At 68.1% G+C, this 17983-nt stretch carries 19 protein-coding genes; 17 read left to right on the top strand and 2 right to left on the bottom strand.

Annotated features, from left to right (window positions below; genetic code table 11):
- The first annotated feature begins 62 nt into the window (after window positions 1-62).
- The 13 genes from sdhC (at window position 63) to HPF_RS06865 (ending at window position 11839) form a co-directional block, all read left to right on the top strand.
- Window positions 63-494 (top strand): succinate dehydrogenase, cytochrome b556 subunit, encoded by a 432-nt coding sequence (gene sdhC, locus HPF_RS06925; RefSeq protein ID WP_066149759.1) that lies wholly within the window; start codon window positions 63-65, stop codon window positions 492-494.
- Between the two features lie 23 nt (window positions 495-517).
- Window positions 518-883, top strand: coding sequence for a succinate dehydrogenase, hydrophobic membrane anchor protein (gene sdhD, locus HPF_RS06920; RefSeq protein ID WP_066149756.1), 366 nt, complete (start codon window positions 518-520; stop codon window positions 881-883).
- Window positions 884-886: 3 nt separating this feature from the next.
- A complete protein-coding gene (gene sdhA / locus HPF_RS06915) occupies window positions 887-2689 on the top strand; it encodes a succinate dehydrogenase flavoprotein subunit (protein ID WP_066149753.1) in 1803 nt (600 codons plus the stop codon).
- Between the two features lie 31 nt (window positions 2690-2720).
- The gene (locus tag HPF_RS06910) at window positions 2721-3425 is read left to right on the top strand and encodes a succinate dehydrogenase iron-sulfur subunit (protein ID WP_066149750.1); all 705 of its coding nucleotides are present in this window, start codon (window positions 2721-2723) and stop codon (window positions 3423-3425) included.
- 17 nt (window positions 3426-3442) lie between these two features.
- Window positions 3443-3733, top strand: a complete 291-nt coding sequence (locus tag HPF_RS06905) for an FAD assembly factor SdhE (RefSeq protein ID WP_066150869.1) — start codon at window positions 3443-3445, stop codon at window positions 3731-3733.
- Window positions 3734-3751: 18 nt separating this feature from the next.
- The gene (locus HPF_RS06900; protein WP_066149747.1) at window positions 3752-5062 is read left to right on the top strand and encodes a citrate synthase; all 1311 of its coding nucleotides are present in this window, start codon (window positions 3752-3754) and stop codon (window positions 5060-5062) included.
- A 135-nt stretch (window positions 5063-5197) separates the two neighbouring features.
- Window positions 5198-6139: a LysR family transcriptional regulator gene (locus HPF_RS06895; protein WP_133156139.1), complete on the top strand. Its 942-nt coding sequence runs from the start codon at window positions 5198-5200 to the stop codon at window positions 6137-6139.
- A gap of 31 nt (window positions 6140-6170) precedes the next feature.
- Entirely contained in the window at window positions 6171-7592 is a 1422-nt protein-coding gene (gene leuC / locus HPF_RS06890; RefSeq protein ID WP_079367010.1) for a 3-isopropylmalate dehydratase large subunit, read from the top strand.
- Between the two features lie 35 nt (window positions 7593-7627).
- Window positions 7628-7879, top strand: a complete 252-nt coding sequence (locus HPF_RS06885) for a hypothetical protein (RefSeq protein WP_133156138.1) — start codon at window positions 7628-7630, stop codon at window positions 7877-7879.
- Window positions 7880-7890: 11 nt separating this feature from the next.
- Window positions 7891-8538: a 3-isopropylmalate dehydratase small subunit gene (gene leuD, locus HPF_RS06880; RefSeq protein WP_079367011.1), complete on the top strand. Its 648-nt coding sequence runs from the start codon at window positions 7891-7893 to the stop codon at window positions 8536-8538.
- 25 nt (window positions 8539-8563) lie between these two features.
- Window positions 8564-9631, top strand: coding sequence for a 3-isopropylmalate dehydrogenase (gene leuB, locus HPF_RS06875; RefSeq protein ID WP_066149732.1), 1068 nt, complete (start codon window positions 8564-8566; stop codon window positions 9629-9631).
- 179 nt (window positions 9632-9810) lie between these two features.
- On the top strand, window positions 9811-11298 hold the full coding sequence (locus HPF_RS06870) for a protein adenylyltransferase SelO (RefSeq protein ID WP_133156137.1): 1488 nt from the start codon (window positions 9811-9813) through the stop codon (window positions 11296-11298).
- Window positions 11299-11392: 94 nt separating this feature from the next.
- Window positions 11393-11839 carry an SRPBCC family protein gene (locus HPF_RS06865; protein ID WP_079367013.1) on the top strand — a complete coding sequence of 149 codons (447 nt, stop codon included), beginning with the start codon at window positions 11393-11395 and terminating at the stop codon, window positions 11837-11839.
- 82 nt (window positions 11840-11921) lie between these two features.
- Here HPF_RS06865 and HPF_RS06860 read toward each other — a convergent pair whose 3' ends face one another.
- Window positions 11922-12674 (bottom strand): tRNA-uridine aminocarboxypropyltransferase, encoded by a 753-nt coding sequence (locus tag HPF_RS06860; protein WP_066149723.1) that lies wholly within the window; start codon window positions 12672-12674, stop codon window positions 11922-11924.
- A gap of 23 nt (window positions 12675-12697) precedes the next feature.
- On the opposite strand from HPF_RS06860, the gene HPF_RS06855 reads away from it, so the two are divergent.
- Window positions 12698-13330 (top strand): MSMEG_1061 family FMN-dependent PPOX-type flavoprotein, encoded by a 633-nt coding sequence (locus HPF_RS06855; protein ID WP_066149720.1) that lies wholly within the window; start codon window positions 12698-12700, stop codon window positions 13328-13330.
- 18 nt (window positions 13331-13348) lie between these two features.
- On the opposite strand, the gene HPF_RS06850 is transcribed toward HPF_RS06855, so the two are convergent.
- Window positions 13349-15478, bottom strand: coding sequence for an Ig-like domain-containing protein (locus HPF_RS06850; protein WP_133156136.1), 2130 nt, complete (start codon window positions 15476-15478; stop codon window positions 13349-13351).
- A 151-nt stretch (window positions 15479-15629) separates the two neighbouring features.
- Here HPF_RS06850 and HPF_RS06845 point away from each other — a divergent pair, with 151 nt between their 5' ends.
- The 3 genes from HPF_RS06845 (at window position 15630) to HPF_RS06835 (ending at window position 17961) form a co-directional block, all read left to right on the top strand.
- Window positions 15630-16793 (top strand): Gfo/Idh/MocA family protein, encoded by a 1164-nt coding sequence (locus HPF_RS06845; RefSeq protein ID WP_243721697.1) that lies wholly within the window; start codon window positions 15630-15632, stop codon window positions 16791-16793.
- The gene (locus HPF_RS06840) at window positions 16790-17650 is read left to right on the top strand and encodes a peptidoglycan DD-metalloendopeptidase family protein (protein ID WP_207959323.1); all 861 of its coding nucleotides are present in this window, start codon (window positions 16790-16792) and stop codon (window positions 17648-17650) included. The genes HPF_RS06845 and HPF_RS06840 overlap by 4 nt, the downstream gene beginning before the upstream one ends.
- 95 nt (window positions 17651-17745) lie before the next feature.
- A complete protein-coding gene (locus HPF_RS06835) occupies window positions 17746-17961 on the top strand; it encodes a hypothetical protein (RefSeq protein ID WP_066149709.1) in 216 nt (71 codons plus the stop codon).
- The last annotated feature ends 22 nt before the right edge of the window (window positions 17962-17983 follow it).

Genomic DNA, 17983 nt, shown 5'->3' with positions numbered 1-17983 from the left:
CGGGTTACCACCGAGTTACAAGCTCCCTTCCAACCCCGAACCCCACGGAAGAAAGCCCCACCATGACCGAGTTGACCAAGAAGCGGCCTGAGTTCCGCAACATCAACGCCTTCAAGGATCTGACCACCTACCGCCTGCCTCTGGCCGGCTGGGTGTCGATCCTGCACCGCGCCAGCGGTGGCCTGATGTTCATCCTGCTGCCCCTGATCGTCTGGCTGTTCGACACCTCGGTGTCGTCCGAGATCTCTTACGAACGTTTCAGCGCAGCCTTCTCGGGCGGCATCGGACTGGTTCCCGGCTGGCTGTTCAAGCTGGTGGTGCTGGCCATCATCTGGGCCTACCTGCACCACCTGATTGCCGGCCTGCGCCACCTGTACATGGACATGACGCACTCGGTGACCAAGGAGTTCGGCAAGTCCTCCGCCATCGTGACGCTGGCCCTGTCCATCGGACTGACGCTGATCCTCGGCGCCAAGCTGTTCGGCCTGTACTGATCCCGCGAAAGAAGGAGACCAACATGTCCGTCAATTACGGTTCCAAACGCGTCGTCACCGGCGCCCACTACGGGCTGCGCGACTGGCTCGCCCAACGCATCACCGGCGCGCTCTTCGCCCTGCTGACCCTCATCGTGCTGGCCAAGGTGCTGCTCACCAGCGGCCCTCTGGGCTACGAGGGCTGGGCCGGCATCTTCGCCCCCCAGTGGATGAAGGCACTGACCTTCGCGGCCTTCATCGCCATCGCCTATCACATCTGGATCGGCATGCGCGACATCTGGATGGACTACGTCAAGCCCACCGGCATCCGCCTGGCCCTGCACATCTTCACCATCGTCTGGCTCGTGGCCTGCCTGGGCTGGGCTGTTCAAGTTCTCTGGAGACTCTGATCCATGACCACCACCGCATCCCTTTCCAAGCGCAAGTTCGACGTGGTCATCGTCGGAGCCGGCGGCTCCGGCATGCGTGCCTCGCTGCAACTGGCCCGCGCCGGCCTCAAGGTGGCCGTGCTCTCGAAGGTCTTCCCGACCCGCTCGCACACCGTTGCAGCGCAGGGTGGCGTGTCCGCCTCGCTGGGCAACATGAGCGAAGACAGCTGGGAATACCACTTCTACGACACCGTCAAGGGTTCCGACTGGCTCGGTGACCAGGACGCCATCGAGTTCATGTGCCGCGAAGCGCCCAAGGTCGTGTATGAGCTCGAACACTTCGGCATGCCGTTCGACCGCAACCCCGACGGCACGATCTACCAGCGTCCGTTCGGCGGCCACACCGCCAACTACGGCGAAAAGCCAGTGCAGCGCGCCTGCGCCGCGGCCGACCGCACCGGCCACGCCATGCTGCACACGCTGTACCAGGCCAACGTGTCGGCCAAGACCACCTTCTTCGTGGAGTGGATGGCGCTGGACCTGATCCGCGACGCCAGCGGCGACGTGGTGGGCGTGACCGCCCTCGAAATGGAAACCGGCGACACCTACGTGCTCGAAGCCAAGACCGTGCTGCTGGCCACCGGTGGTGCCGGCCGCATCTTCCAGTCCTCGACCAACGCCTTCATCAACACCGGTGACGGCCTGGGCATGGCCGCCCGTGCCGGCATCGCACTGCAGGACATGGAGTTCTGGCAGTTCCACCCCACCGGCGTGGCCGGCGCGGGCGTGCTGCTGACCGAAGGCTGCCGCGGCGAAGGCGCCATCCTGCTCAACAGCAATGGCGAGCGTTTCATGGAGCGCTATGCGCCCACGCTGAAGGACCTGGCACCGCGCGACTTCGTGTCCCGCTGCATGGGTCAGGAAATCCTGGAAGGCCGTGGCTGTGGTCCCAACAAGGACTACATCCACATGAAGCTGGACCACCTGGGTGCCGACACCATCCACAAGCGCCTGCCCTCGGTGTATGAGATCGGCGTGAACTTCGCCAACGTCGACGTGACGCGCGAGCCGATCCCGGTCGTGCCCACCATCCACTACCAGATGGGTGGCATCCCGACCAACATCCACGGCCAGGTGGTCGAGCGCTTCAACGGTGAAGACCGTCCGGTCAACGGCCTCTACGCGGTGGGCGAATGCTCCTGCGTGTCGGTGCACGGCGCCAACCGCCTGGGCACCAACTCGCTGCTGGACCTGCTCGTCTTCGGCAAGGCCGCCGGCAACCACATCATCGCCAACGTCAACCCCAAGCAGGAGCACAAGGACCTGCCCAAGGACGCCGCCGACAAGACCCTGGCCCGCCTGGCCCGCCTGGACAGCGCCAAGAACGGCGAGTACGCCCAGGACGTTGCCAACGACATGCGCGCCATCATGCAGACGCACGCGGGCGTGTTCCGCAGCCAGGAGTCCATGGACGCCGGTGTGCAGAAGATCAACGCCCTGCGCGAGCGCGTGGGCGCCATCGGCCTGAAGGACAACTCCAAGGTGTTCAACACCGCGCGCATCGAAGCGCTGGAAGTCGAGAACCTGATGGAGGCCGCCCAGGCCACCATGACCAGCGCGGCCGCTCGCAAGGAATGCCGCGGCGCCCACCTGGTGCGCGACTACGAACACGACGTCAACCACCCGACCTGCCCGCTGGGCCGCAACGACGCCGAGTGGATGAAGCACACCCTCTGGTACCAGGACGGCAACAAGCTGGACTACAAGCCGGTGCGCATGAAGCCCCTGACCGCCGAAACGGTGCCCCCGAAGCCCCGCACCTTCTGACCGGAATCAGCGAACACAAGGACACTGAAAAATGGCACAACGCACTTTCAAGATCTACCGCTACGACCCGGACAAGGACGCCAAGCCGTACATGCAGACCATCCAGGTCGAACTGGACGGCACCGAGCGCATGCTGCTGGACGCCCTGATCAAGCTCAAGGCCGTGGACCCCACGCTGTCGTTCCGCCGCTCCTGCCGCGAAGGCGTGTGCGGTTCGGACGCCATGAACATCAACGGCAAGAACGGCCTGGCCTGCCTGACCAACCTGAACACGCTCAAGGGCGACATCGTGCTCAAGCCGCTGCCCGGCCTGCCGGTCGTTCGCGACCTGATCGTGGACATGACGCTGTTCTTCAAGCAGTACCACAGCATCAAGCCCTACCTGATCAACGAGACCCCCGCCCCCGAGCGCGAGCGCCTGCAGAGCCCCGAAGAGCGCGAAGAGCTCAACGGCCTGTACGAGTGCATCCTGTGCGCCAGCTGCTCCACGAGCTGCCCCAGCTTCTGGTGGAACCCCGACAAGTTCGTCGGCCCCGCCGGTCTGCTGCAGGCGTATCGCTTCATCGCCGACAGCCGCGACCAGGCCACCGCCGAGCGTCTGGACAACCTTGAAGACCCGTACCGTCTGTTCCGCTGCCACACCATCATGAACTGTGTGGACGTCTGCCCCAAGAGCCTGAACCCCACCAAGGCCATTGGCAAGATCAAGGAACTGATGGTGCGCCGCGCCGTCTGATCCCGCGTTTTATGACCATGAATGCCAGCCCCGGTGACGCCGTGCTCGATGCCCCGGCATTGAGCAAGCTGCGCTGGCGCTGCCGCCGTGGGCTGCTCGAGAACGACCTGTTCATCGAGCAGTTCTTTGCCAGACATGAGTCTGGCTTGACTGTCAGGCAGGCCGAAGCTCTGGGGGTTCTAATGGACCTTTCCGACAACGATCTGCTTGATCTGTTGCTCGGCCGCAAGAAGCCCGAGGGCCTACAGGCCAGTGACGACGTCACTCAGGTGCTGGGCATGCTGCGCGCTGCCCGACGACCCGATTAACCTCTACCAGGAAACCGCATGAAACTCGTAGACAACAAAGCCACCCTGTCGTTCTCCAACGGCAGCCCCAGCGTCGAGATGCCGGTGTACGGCGGCAGCATCGGTCCGGACGTGATCGACATCCGCAAGCTGTATGCACAGACCGGCATGTTCACCTACGACCCCGGCTTCCTGTCCACGGCGTCCTGCCAGTCGGCCATCACCTACATCGACGGCGACAAGGGCGAACTGCTGTACCGCGGCTACCCGATCGAGCAGCTGGCCACCCAGGCCGACTACCTCGACACCTGCTTCCTGCTGCTCAATGGCGAACTACCCAATGAGACGGAGCGAGGCGACTTCCACAAGCTCGTGACCAACCACACGATGGTCAACGAGCAGATGCAGTTCTTCCTGCGTGGCTTCCGGCGCGACGCCCACCCCATGGCCGTGCTGACCGGTCTGGTAGGCGCCCTGTCGGCCTTCTATCACGACAGCACCGACATCAACAACCCCGAGCACCGCCGCATCGCCGCGATCCGCCTGATCGCCAAGATGCCCACGCTGGTGGCCATGTCCTACAAATACGGTGTGGGCCAGCCCTACATGTACCCGCGCAACGACCTGAGCTACTCGGGCAACTTCCTGCGCATGATGTTCGGCACGCCCTGCGAGGACTACAAGGTCAACCCGGTGCTGGAAAAAGCGCTGGACCGCATCTTCATCCTGCACGCCGACCACGAGCAGAACGCCTCCACCTCCACCGTGCGCCTGTGCGGCTCGTCGGGCACCAATCCGTTCGCCGCCATCGCAGCCGGTGTGGCCTGCCTCTGGGGCCCCGCCCACGGTGGCGCCAACGAAGCCTGCCTGAACATGCTGGAAGACATCCAGCGCAACGGCGGCGTGGCCAAGGTCGGCGAGTTCATGAACCAGGTGAAGGACAAGAACAGCGGCGTCAAGCTGATGGGCTTCGGTCACCGCGTGTACAAGAACTACGACCCGCGCGCCAAGCTGATGCAGGAAACCTGCAACGAGGTGCTGGCCGAGCTGGGTCTGGAAAACGACCCGCTGTTCAAGCTGGCCAAGGAACTGGAAAAGATCGCCCTGGAAGACGACTACTTCGTGCAGCGCAAGCTCTACCCGAACGTCGACTTCTACTCCGGCATCGTGCAGCGCGCCATCGGCATTCCGGTCAGCCTGTTCACCGGCATCTTCGCGCTGGCCCGCACCGTCGGCTGGATCGCCCAGCTCAACGAAATGCTGGCCGACCCCGAGTACAAGATCGGCCGCCCGCGCCAGTTGTTCACGGGCGCCGCTCGCCGCGACGTCCCCGCCAGTTTCAAGCGCTGATCCCGCCTTGCCCCACAAAACCCGCCTCTGGCGGGTTTTGTTTTTTGCGGTGTCTGACATCGCCAATAACGATGTCAATACCCATATAAAAGACGGAAAATCCAGAAAGTCATCTTGAATCACGATGACTTTCTCATGAACGCCCCCGACCGCGCCTTCACCCGCCGACTTGACCTGACCACGCTGCAGCTGTTCGTGGCGGTGTGCGAGCGCGGCAGCATCGGCAAGGCGGCCGAGACCGAGTTCATGGCGCCGTCGGCGGTCAGCAAGCGGCTGTCGGATCTGGAGACCACGGTCGGCACGCCGCTGCTCATGCGCCACGCACGCGGCGTCACGCCCACCCCGGCTGGCCAGAGCCTGCTGCACCACGCCCGCTCGGTGCTGTTCAGCCTCGACAAGATGCAGGGCGAGCTCTCGGAGTACGCCGACGGCGTGCGCGGCCATGTGCGGGTGCACGCCAACATCTCGGCCACGGTGCAGTTCCTGCCCGAAGACCTGGGCGGTTTCATCCGCGCACACGACGCGATCAAGATCGACCTGGAAGAACACCTGTCCACCGAGGTGCTGCGGGCGGTGCAGGAAGGCGCGGCCGACCTGGGCATCTGCCACGTCGGCGGCGACGACCCGATCCAGGGCCTGCAGACCCTGCCCTACCGGCAGGACCGGCTGGTGCTGATCGTGCCGGCCCGCCATCCGTTGGCCGGACACACGGCCATGGCCTTCGCCGACAGCCTCGAATGGGACCACGTCGGCCTGCACGCCAACAGCTCCATCTACCGTGCCATGCACGCCGCCGCCACCGCCAGCGGCCGCAACATCCGGCTGCGCATTCGCGTCTCGGGCCTGGACGCCATGTGCCGCATGATCCACAACGGACTGGGCGTCGGCCTGATGCCGCGCCGCGCCTTCGATCTGATGCAGGGCGCCGGCAACCTGCAGGCGGTCGAACTCACCGACGACTGGGCCACGCGCCACATCGACCTGGTCGCGCGCGACTTTTCCAGCCTGCCCGTCAGCGCCCGGCTGCTGGTGGACCACCTGTCCACACAGGCCGCCAGGTCCGCCTCCCCGACCTAGAATTTCAAGCCCCACAGGAGAACCCCACCCCATGGCCCGCACGCTCTACGACAAGATCTGGGACGAACACGTCGTCCACACCGAGGAAGACGGCACGTCCGTCCTCTACATCGACCGCCACCTGGTACACGAAGTCACCAGCCCGCAGGCCTTCGAAGGTCTGCGCCAGGCCGGCCGCAAGGTCTGGCGCGTGAGCTCGGTGGTCGCCACCGCCGACCACAACACGCCCACCACCGGATGGGAACTGGGCTACGACGGCATCACCGACCCGATCAGCAAGGAGCAGATCACCACGCTGGACAGCAACATCAAGGAGTTCGGCGCCGCCGCCTTCTTCCCCTTCATGTCCAAGCGCCAGGGCATCGTGCATGTGATCGGCCCCGAGAACGGTGCCACGCTGCCCGGCATGACCGTGGTCTGCGGCGACTCGCACACCTCCACCCATGGCGCCTTCGGCGCGCTGGCGCACGGCATCGGCACCAGCGAGGTCGAGCACGTGATGGCCACGCAGACCCTGCTGGCCAAGAAGGCCAAGAACATGCTGGTCAAGGTCGAGGGCCAGCTCGCCAAGGGCGTGACCGCCAAGGACATCGTGCTGGCCATCATCGGCAAGATCGGCACCGCCGGCGGCACGGGCTACACCATCGAGTTCGCCGGCAGCGCGATCCGCTCGCTGTCCATGGAAGGCCGCATGACGGTCTGCAACATGGCCATCGAAGGCGGTGCGCGCGCCGGTCTGGTGGCCGTGGACGAGAAGACCATCGAATACGTCAAGGGTCGCCCGCTGGCCCCGACCGGCGTGGAGTGGGACCAGGCGGTCGCCTACTGGAAGTCGCTGCACTCGGACGCCGACGCGGTGTTTGACGCCGTGGTCGAGCTCGATGCGACGCAGATCCTGCCGCAGGTCACCTGGGGCACCTCGCCCGAGATGGTGCTGGGCGTGGACGCCCGCGTGCCCGATCCCGAGAAGGAGAAGGACGCCAGCAAGCGCGGCGCCATGGAGCGGGCGCTGACCTACATGGCGCTCGAACCGGGCAAGCCGCTGGCCGACATCTTCGTCGACAAGGTCTTCATCGGTTCCTGCACCAACAGCCGCATCGAAGACATGCGCGAAGCCGCCGCGGTCGTCAAGAAGCTGGGCCAGAAGGTCGCGAAGAACATCAAGCTGGCCATGGTCGTGCCGGGCTCCGGTCTGGTGAAGGAACAGGCCGAGCGCGAAGGCCTGCACGAGATCTTCAAGGCCGCCGGCTTTGAATGGCGCGAGCCCGGCTGCTCGATGTGCCTGGCCATGAACGCCGACCGGCTGGAGCCGGGAGAGCGCTGCGCCAGCACCAGCAACCGCAACTTCGAAGGCCGCCAGGGCGCTGGTGGCCGCACCCACCTGGTCTCGCCTGCGATGGCCGCCGCCGCCGCGATCCACGGTCATTTCGTCGACATCCGCACCATCGCCTGAACGTCTTTCCCGAGCACTTTCCCAAGGAGCCCACCATGTCCTCGTTCAAGACCCTGCTCGCCACCGCCACCCTGATGTCCCTGGCCGCCTGCAACACCAACACCGTGCAAGGCGTCAAGCAGGACGCCCACGTCGTCAAGGACAAAGCCATCGAGGTCAAGGACGTGGTGGTCGACAAGGCCATCGAGATCAAGGACAAGGCCGTCGAGGGCGGCAAGTCCGCCGGCCAGGCGGTCGGCTCCGGGCTGGAGAAAGCCGGCGAAGCCGTCAAGGGCGCGACCAACTGAACATCCACACCATGCAGACATTCACCATTCACCAGGGCCTCGTGGCCCCCATGGACCGCGAGAACGTCGACACCGACGCGATCATCCCCAAGCAGTTCCTCAAGTCGATCCGCAAGACCGGCTTCGGCCCCAACCTGTTCGACGAGTGGCGCTACCTGGACCAGCCGGGCGAACCCGGCGTGCCCGAAAGCGCACGCAAGCCCAACCCGGACTTCGTGCTGAACCAGCCGCGCTATCGTGGCGCCTCGGTGCTGCTCACGCGCCGCAACTTCGGCTGCGGCTCCAGCCGCGAACACGCGCCCTGGGCCATCGACCAGTACGGCTTCCGCGCCATCATCGCGCCCAGCTACGCCGACATCTTCTTCAACAACTGCTTCAAGAACGGCCTGCTGCCCATCGTGCTGAGCGAGCCACAGGTGGACCAGCTGTTCAACGACGTGTACGCCTTCCCGGGCTACCAGCTGACCATCGACCTGGAGCGCCAGGTCATCGTCAAGCCGCAGGGCGAGGAGATCCCCTTCGAGGTCAACGCCTTCCGCAAGTACTGCCTGATCAACGGACTGGACGACATCGGCCTGACGCTGCGCCACAAGGACAAGATCGAGGCGTTCGAGAAAGAGCGCCTGGCGACCAAGCCCTGGCTCGCCCACACCATGTGATTCACCCCAACTTCAAACCCACCCAATGAAAATCGCAGTTCTCCCCGGTGATGGCATCGGCACCGAAATCGTCGCCGAAGCGGTCAAGGTCCTCGACGCACTCGACCTGAAGTTCGAAATGGAATCGGCCCTGGTCGGTGGTGCCGCCTACGACGCGCACGGCCACCCGCTGCCCGAGTCCACGCTCAAGCTGGCCAAGGAGGCGGACGCCATCCTGTTCGGCGCCGTCGGCGACTGGAAGTACGACAAGCTGGACCGCCCGCTGCGCCCCGAGCAGGCCATCCTGGGCCTGCGCAAGAACCTGGGCCTTTTCGCCAACTTCCGCCCCGCCATCTGCTACGAGCAGCTGGTCGGCGCCTCCAGCCTCAAGCCCGAGCTGATCGCCGGCCTGGACATCCTGATCATCCGCGAGCTGACCGGCGACATCTACTTCGGCCAGCCGCGCGGCCGCCGCGAGGCCCCTGACGGCGAGTTCAAGGGCGCACCCGAAGCCTTCGACACCATGCGCTATTCCAAGCCCGAGATCGAGCGCATCGCCCACGTCGCCTTCCAGGCCGCGCGCAAGCGCAACAAGAAGGTGACCTCGGTCGACAAGGCCAACGTGCTGGAGACCTTCCAGTTCTGGAAGGACACCATGATCGAGGTGCATGCCCAGTACCCCGACGTCGAGCTGCAGCACATGTACGTCGACAACGCGGCGATGCAGCTGGTCAAGGCCCCCAAGGCCTTCGACGTGGTCGTCACCGGCAACATGTTCGGCGACATCCTGTCCGATGAGGCCTCGATGCTGACCGGCTCCATCGGCATGCTGCCCTCGGCCTCGCTCAACAGCAGGAACCAGGGCCTGTACGAGCCCAGCCACGGCAGCGCGCCCGACATCGCCGGCAAGGGCATCGCCAACCCGCTGGCGACCATCCTGTCGGCTGCCATGATGCTGCGCTTCTCGCTCAATCAGGAAGAAGCCGCCCAGCGCATCGAAGCCGCGGTGCAGAAGGTGCTGGCCCAGGGCCTGCGCACCGGCGACATCTGGAGCGAGGGCACGACCAAGGTCGGAACCGTGGAGATGGGCGACGCGGTGGTAAAGGCTCTGTAACGCCCCCCTGCGCCGCTGCGCGGCTTCCCCCCTCTCTGGCGCGCTTGCGGCGCTGGGAGGGGGGACGCACCCTGTGGCCCGGCGGAGCCGGTTCCACGGGTGCCCTGGAGGCAGACACGCGTTCCTCAAGGTTTTTGGGGTCTGGTCACAATGAGTGCTTTCCTGCTCTTGGCCTGCCCGTGTCCTCCCCCCTCTTCTCCTTCGACAACTCTTACGCGCTGATGGAGGGCATGTCCGTGCCCTGGCAGCCGGCGGCGGTGCCGGCGCCGCGCTGGTTGCATCTGAACCGGACGCTGGCCGACGAGCTCGGGCTCGATGCCGATGCCCTGGCGTCCGACGAGGGCCTGGCGGTGTTCGCGGGCAACCGCGTGCCCGAGGGTGCCACGCCAATTGCGCAGGCCTACGCCGGCCACCAGTTCGGCGGCTTCTCGCCACAGCTGGGTGACGGTCGCGCGCTGCTGCTGGGTGAGGTGCTGGACGCGCGAGGACAGCGCCGCGACATCGCGTTCAAGGGCTCGGGGCGCACACCGTTCTCGCGCGGCGGCGACGGCAAGGCGGCCGTCGGGCCGGTGCTGCGCGAGGTGCTGATCAGCGAGGCCATGCACGCGCTGGGCATCCCCACCACGCGCGCACTGGCGGCCGTGGCCACCGGTGAAACCATCCGCCGCGAGCGCCCGCTGCCCGGTGCCATCCTCACGCGCGTGGCGGCCAGCCACATCCGCGTCGGCAGCTTCCAGTTCTTCGCCGCGCGCAACGACACCGAACGCGTCCAGCAGCTCGCCGAACACGCCATCGCCCGCCACGACCCGGCGCTGGTCGGCCGCGAGGACCGGCTCCTCGCTTTCTACGAGGCCGTGGTGCAGCGCCAGGCGAAACTGGTCGCGTTGTGGATGTCGGTCGGCTTCATCCACGGCGTGATGAACACCGACAACATGACGGTCTCGGGCGAAACCATCGACTACGGCCCCTGTGCGTTCCTGGAGGCCTACGACCCGCAGACGGTCTTCAGCTCCATCGACACCCACGGCCGTTACGCCTTCGGCAACCAGCCGGGCATCGCGCAGTGGAACCTCGCGCGGCTGGCCGAAACCCTGCTGCCACTGTTCCACACCAACGACGAGCAGGCCGTGGCCGCCGCCACCCGGGTGCTGGACGGCTTCGGCGGGCATTTCGACCGGCACTGGCTGAACCTGCACCGCCTCAAGCTGGGCCTGCGCAGCGACAGCGCCGACGACGAGGCCGACCGCGCCCTGGTCAACGAGTTGCTGCAGCGCATGCACGAACACCATGTCGACTTCACGCTGGGCTTCCGTCGCCTCTCGGCCGTGCTGCGCGAGGCGCCGCGGGACTGGCTCGTGCTCTGGGGCGATCAGCCCGCCGTCGCCGGCGATTGGCTGGCGCGCTGGCAGCAGCGCCTGACCGCGCAAGGCGAGCCGGCGCACGAAGTGGCCGCCCGCATGGACGCCACCAACCCGCTGTTCATCCCGCGCAACCACCTGGTCGAGAACGCACTGGACGCCGCCAGCGAGTCCGGCGACCTGCGGCCTTTCGAGCGTCTGCTGGCCATCGTGACCGACCCGTTCACCGAACGCAGCGAACACGCCCCGGCCGCCCTGCCCGGCACGCCCGAACAGACCCAGGGCTACCGCACCTTCTGCGGCACCTGAGGCCGCGGATGTCGAAAACGGCGGCCCTGTTTCGTCGTCGTTTCAAGGCCCTGGGCCTTGCCGTTCACCGACACCCCGACCAAGGAGCACACCAATGAGCACCGGCACCGTCCGCTTCCACCGCATCCTCAAGGCGCCGCCCGAGCGCGTCTACCGCGCTTTCCTCGACCCCGACGCGATGGCCAAGTTCCTGCCGCCGCACGGCTTCACCGGCCGCGTGCTGGAGATGGACGCGCGCGTCGGCGGCGTCTACCGCATGCAGTTCACCAACTTCTCCAGCGGCCACACGCACGCCTTTGGCGGCAAGTACCTGGAACTGGTGCCGAACGAGAAGATCGTCAACACCGACCTCTTCGACGACCCCAACCTGCCCGGCCAGATGATCACCACCATCAGCCTCAAGGCCGTCTCCTGCGGCACCGAGCTGACGGCCGTGCAGGAAGGCATCCCCGAGGCCATTCCGGTCGAGATGTGTTACCTCGGCTGGCAGGAGACGCTGGCGCTGCTGGCCCAGCTGGTCGAACCCGAAATCCCGGGTTGAACAGGCCCCCACGCTCCGCCGCTGCGCGGGTCGCTGCCCCCCGAGGGGGCTGTTTCGGCTTGGGGCGGCCCGGCGCCGAAACTCACTTCGTGGGCAGCGCGCGCACTCGCTGCGTCGCCTCGCTGTCCACCGACAGCGGCTGGTGGCCCCGCGCGCTCAGGTAGCGCTCGCTGAACAGGCCGAACCAGGCGTCCAGCGCGTCGGCGGCGGCGGCGTCACCGGCCAGGTCCAGGCACATCGCCGCGACCTCGGCGGTGCAGAAGTGGTGGTCCTGCGCCGAGCGTCGCAGCTTGTAGCGCGAGGCGTGCGCCGGTTGCAGCCCCAGCACCGGCGCGCTGTCCAGCCAGGGGCTCTTGCGGAACATCTTGCGCGCCTCGGACCAGGTGCCGTCCAGCAGCACGAACAGCGGCCGGCGCCCGTCGTCCACCACCGGCGCCGTCACGGCGCGCGACGGTGCGGCGTACTCGGTCGGGAACACCACATGGGGTCGCCATTGCGGATCGGCCAGCAGCGCCAGCAGGGCGGGGTCGACCTCGGTGCGCGACCAGCCGAAGGCCCAGGTGTCGGGCACCACGTCGGCGATCAGCCAGCCGGTGTTGGTGGGCTTGAGGGCCTCGATGTCACCCAGCAGCAGGCAGAAGCCCGCGTTCGACGGCACCACCGGCCGCAGCGCGCAGATGCAATGGGTGGCGGGCAGGCGGCAGCCGCTGCAGCGCACCAGGCCGGCGCCGCGGGCGACATAGGGCTTGCTGGACGCCGCCAGGCGCAGCGTGCGCTGGCGCGCGACCGCGTGGGGAAAGGAGGGAGCGACGGCTTCCGGGGTGGCAGGAGACATCCGTCAAATGTATGCTCCCCGCGATGAACATCCTGACCTCCCTCGACGCCCTGCGCGCGCTCTACGACCCGGTGCGCGAGCGCTCGTCCAAGAAAGAGATTCCGCAGCTCGACGCTCACGCGCGCCGCTTCATCGGGCTTTCGCCCTTCGTGGTGATCGGCAGCGGCGATGCCGCGCACGGCATGGACACCTCACCGCGCGGTGGTGCGCCCGGCTTCGTGCACGCGCCGGACGTCCACACCCTGCTGATCCCCGACGCGCCGGGCAACAACCGGCTGGACACGCTGGAGAACATCGTGCGCGGCGGCGAAGAAGGCGCGCCGGTCGGGCTGCTGTTCCTGATCCCGGGCGTGGACGAAACCCTGCGCGTGAACGGCCGCGCCCTGCTCAGCACCGACCCGGACGATCTGCAGCGCTGCGCCGAACCGCACCGCCTGCCCAAGCTCGCGATCCGGGTCACCGTGCAAGCCTGCTACCTGCACTGCGCCAAGGCGCTGATGCGCTCGCACCTCTGGGACGCACAACACCAGGTCGAGCGTTCAGCGCTGCCCAGCATGACCGAGATGATGCGCGACCAGATTCGCGAATTCCGCGGCGAGGAGGTCGCCGCGGAAACGCAGGAGCAGATGCTTGAGCGCTACCGCCAGACGCTCTGACGGCGCTCCAGCCCAGCCTCAGGGCAGGAAGTTCAGCCCCTCGGGCAGCGGCGGCACCAGCGGCACCTCGAACAGCGGCCCGGGGCCGTCGGGGTCGATCACGAGGCTGCCGCCACTGCGGAAGAACTCCGCGATCTGCGTCTGCGCCAGCACCGCGATCGTCGGTCCCGCCGGACTCGCCAGCCCGGTCAGGAAGGTGTGCGGGTTCTTCGGCACCGCCGGGTTCGCGGCGAAGGCCAGGTCGTTGCGGAAGTAGGTGGTCTGCGCCTGCAGGCCACCGGCGCGCACGATGGCGGTGGTGGTCGGGTTGGGCACCGTCTGGTCGCCCTTGGCCATCTGCAGGATCACCGGCTTGGCCGCGCTGCCCGGCAGCGGCTGCTGGCGGATCAGGTGGGCGTAGGACACCGGGTTGCCCGCCTGCTGCACCCACTCCCAGCGGTCGATCACCTGCGCGATCTCCATTGCGCCCGGCACGTTGTTGACCACCGGCGGCAGGTCGCGCAGCGGCATGTTCTCGAAGAAGTTGAACGGCACCGGCAGGCTGGCCGACGGCGGCAGGTTCAGCAGCTGCGGCACCCGGGTGGCCAGCGCAAAGCCGGTCAGGCCGCGGAACGCGCCCAGCCGCGCCACCTCGGTGATCGAACCGCCCGGCACATTGGGCACACCCGCCTGGATGGACGGCTCGACGCCCAGCAGGATGGTGCCGTAGATGCCGCCAAAGGACTGGCCGGCGTAGTAGATGCGCTGGGCGTCCAGGTCGGCGCTGCCATCGCCTTCGACATCGATGCCCGCCTCCACCTGGCGCACCAGCTGCATCAGGTCGATGGCGGTCTGGCGCAAGCCGTCGCGGCTGGAGACCGCGGTGCGCGGCGGCGCGGCGCTCGATCCCTCGGTGCTGTCGATGGCGCCGTTGCCGTCCTGGTCGAAGCCGCGGCCGCCGGAAGGCACCGACACCACACCGCCGGCGGTGGTCAGGTTGAGCACGCCGGCCGCGCCGCCGCCGTGGCCCACCACGTTGATCGACAGCGTCGCAATGCCGCGCGAGGCCAGCACGGAGGCCACCGTCCACGGCGCGCCGAACATGCTGTCGGTGAAACCGTGGCCGAAGATGGCCACCGGCCAGCCCGCCGCGGGTTTGGCGCCGGCCGGCAGGAAGAGCTGGAACACCAGCTCGTTCGTGCCCTGCGGTTGCGGCCGGCCCACCAGCGTCGGGGTCGCGGGGATGTACTGGCCGGCGGCGAGGTAGTTGGGCGACTGGTAGCGGCCGTAGGCGATCAGGCCGACGGCGCCGGGCACCACATAGAGCGCACCCAGCGGCACGGCCTGCGGCGCCAGCGCGCCCGGGGCGGCCCCGACCTGGCGCTGCAGGTCGACCGCCGCCACACCGTTCAGCGGAAACACCGCGCGCACCGGTGCGCCGGCCGCGCTGCCGATCATGAAGTCCACCGGCGCCGGGTTCGTTGCCTTGATGCGGCGCATCACCTTCACCAGGTCCCCGGTGGCGCTCTGCGTGGTGAACACCGAGGCCGCCGCCACCGCCAGCCCGCGCCCCAGGCGCACCGCCGACGCCCCTTCGTGCATCTCGCGGTGGTGCTCGGCGCGGTGGCGCCCGCCGCCCAGCGCCGCGCCGGGCACGATGCGCCGGCCCCTGACGTCGCGCACGCCATTGGTCACCACCAGCACATAGCGCGAGCGCTCGGCCAGCAGCTCGTCGGGCTCGAACACCAGCGTGCGCGTGGCCGGGTCCCACAGCACCTGGTTGATGCCCACCTTCTGGCCGAAACCGCGCAGGGTCTGCGTGTCGCCCAGGTTGTAGAGGAAGACCGTCTCGCTGCTGACCGATCCCACGTCGATGTCGCCGGTGAACGGCACCGTGATGCGCGGCTGGGTCGAGAAGCCGTCGAGCGTGTTGATCACGTCGATGTCCTGGCAGTCGCTCATCCGCACCGCGCAGTCCGGACGGGGCAGGTTGACGCGGCGGAAGGTCGCGTTGCCGAAGTCGACCACCGTGTGGCGGTTGCTCGGGAACGGACCGGCCGTGTCGTCGTCGCGCACCGACACGTTCTGCGCGAACGCGGCGGCGGGCAACGACACCAGGGGCAGCACCAGGGACAGCGACAGCAGCAGGCGACGGGAAGCAACGGCCATGGCAGGACTCCTCTGTGTTGGAATGGACCCCGCTTGTACGCCGAAAGACTTCGTGCGACCAGAGGGGATCACCGGTGGCAGGCCTGCCCGCTGTCACCTCGGTTGCTTATGCTGGAGGCCTTTTCTTCTCGCTTCCTCTCAGGACCCTGCCGTGAACGACCGCAACCCCGTCATCGCCCTGCTCGGGCGCCGCATTCGCCTCGCTGTTATCGGCGGCGGTCCGGGCTCCTTCATCGGCCCCATCCACCGCATGGCGGCCCGCCTGGACGACCGCTACGACATCGTGGCCGGCGTGCTCTCTTCCGACCCGCAGCGCTCGGTGGCCGCCGGGCTGGCGATGGGCCTGGCCCCGGACCGCTGCCACCCCGATCTGGCCACCCTGCTGGCGGCCGAAACGCAGCGCCCCGACGGCATCGACGCGGTCGCGATCATGACGCCCAACGACGGCCACTTTCCCGCTGCGATGGCGGCGCTGGAGCACGGCTTCGACGTCATCTGCGACAAGCCCATGACCAACACCCTGGCGGAGGCGCAGACGCTGCTCGAGAAGGTCCAGGCCAGCGGCCGGGTGTTCTGCCTGACCCACAACTACAGCGGTTACCCCATGGTGCGCCAGGCCCGCACCATGGTGGCCGACGGCCAGCTCGGCGAGATCCGCCTGGTGCAGGTGGAGTACGTGCAGGGCGGGCGTGCCAAGCCCGGCCCCGGCCGCGTGGCCTGGAAGGCCGACCCGGCGCGCGGCGGCCCTTCGCTGGTGATGGGCGACATCGGCACCCACGCCCACCAGCTGCTGCGCTTCATCAGCGGGCTGGAGGTCGGGGAGGTCGCGGCCGAGCTCGGCTGCGTGGTGCCCGAGCGCAGCGCGCACGACTTCGCAGGCGTGCTGCTGCGCATGGCGGGCGGTGCGCGCGGCAGCTTCTGGGTCACCCAGGCCGCCGCAGGGGTGGAGAACGGCCTGCGCATCCGCGTCAGCGGCTCGCGCGGCTCGCTCGAATGGCAGCAGGAACATCCGCAGGTGCTGGACTTCAAGCCGCTGGACGCCCCCGCCCAGCGCCTGACGCCGCGCGGCCCGGGCGCCCTGCCGCTGGCGCTGCGCGGCACCCGCGTGGCCGCCGGCCACCCCGAGGGCTTCCCCGAGGCCTTCGCCAACCTCTATTCGGACGCGGCCGAGGCCATCGCGGCGCGGCGCGCCGGTCAGCGCCCCGACCCCTTGGCCCTGCACTTCCCCAACGCGCACGACGGCTGGATGGGCATGCGCTTCGTCGACGCGGTGATCCGCTCGGCACAAGCCGGTGGCGCCTGGACGGCCGCATGACGCGGCCCACGCGCTCCCGCCGCCAGGTGCTCGGCACCCTGGCCGCCATGGGTCTGGGTGCGCTCACCGCGGCCCGGGCCGACACCACAGGTCTGCCGACCACCGACTGGCCTCAGGCATCGGCCGTGCCCGGCGGCGTGGCCCGGCTGGCCCTCGGCCCAGCCGCGGACCGGCCCAGGGCCTGGGCCGGCGAGGCGCCCCTGCTGGTGGTGGGCGATCCGGCGGGCTGGACCGCGCTGGTCGGCATACCGCTGTCGGCCACCCCCGGGGACGCACAGATCGAGGTTGAGACCGGTGGGGGTCGGCGCGCCCTGCCCTACCGGATCGGCCCCAAGGCCTACGCCGAGCAGCGCCTGACGGTGGCCCCACGCACGGTCGAACTCTCGTCCAAGGACCTGGCGCGGCACGAGCGCGAACGGCTCCACCAGCAGGCCGTCATCGCCCGCTTCACCGAACCGGTGCCGCGCGACCTGCGCATGCAGGCGCCGGTGGACGGGCGCCGCTCCAGCTCCTTCGGGCTGCGGCGCGTGTTCAACGGGCAGGCGCGCCAGCCCCACAGCGGCATGGACATCGCGGCCGCGACCGGCACGCCGGTGGTGGCCCCGCTGGCGGCCCGGGTGGCCGACACGGGCGACTACTTCTTCAACGGCCAGACCGTCTGGCTGGACCATGGCGGTGGCCTGCTGTCCATGCTGTGCCACCTCAGCCGCACCGATGTGCGGGCGGGCGATTCGCTGGCGGCCGGCCAGCCGCTGGGCGCGGTGGGCGCCACCGGCCGCGTCACCGGCCCGCACCTGCACTGGAGTGTGCTGCTCAACCGGACCTCAGTGGACCCGGCGTTGTTTATTCACGCTTGATCCCGTTTTTTGGGGCGGGGAATGGCGGCCGGCCGGAGCGCCGCGGGCACAATGCGCGCTCCCCTTGTTGCCCGAATGTCCGCCCCGGAGGCCCCGTGTACCGTTTGCCGCTCGCCATCGCCGTCCTCATCGCCCTGGCGGCGTGCTCATCGACCAAGCGGCAATGGCAGAAGGAAGGCGTGAGCGCCTTCGACACCGCCAACGTGGAGTCGGAGTGCAAGTTCCAGACCGGACTTGCCAAGATCAAGGGCGACCAGGCCGAAGAACTGGTTCGCCACTGCATGCAGGCGAAGGGGTTCCGGCTGAACTAGCCCACCCCCACGCCGCCTTCGG

Origin of the sequence: Hydrogenophaga pseudoflava (assembly GCF_004353865.1) — a bacterium.
In the GTDB taxonomy this organism is placed as follows: domain Bacteria; phylum Pseudomonadota; class Gammaproteobacteria; order Burkholderiales; family Burkholderiaceae_C; genus Hydrogenophaga; species Hydrogenophaga pseudoflava.
This window is presented reverse-complemented; position numbering and strand designations above follow the sequence as displayed.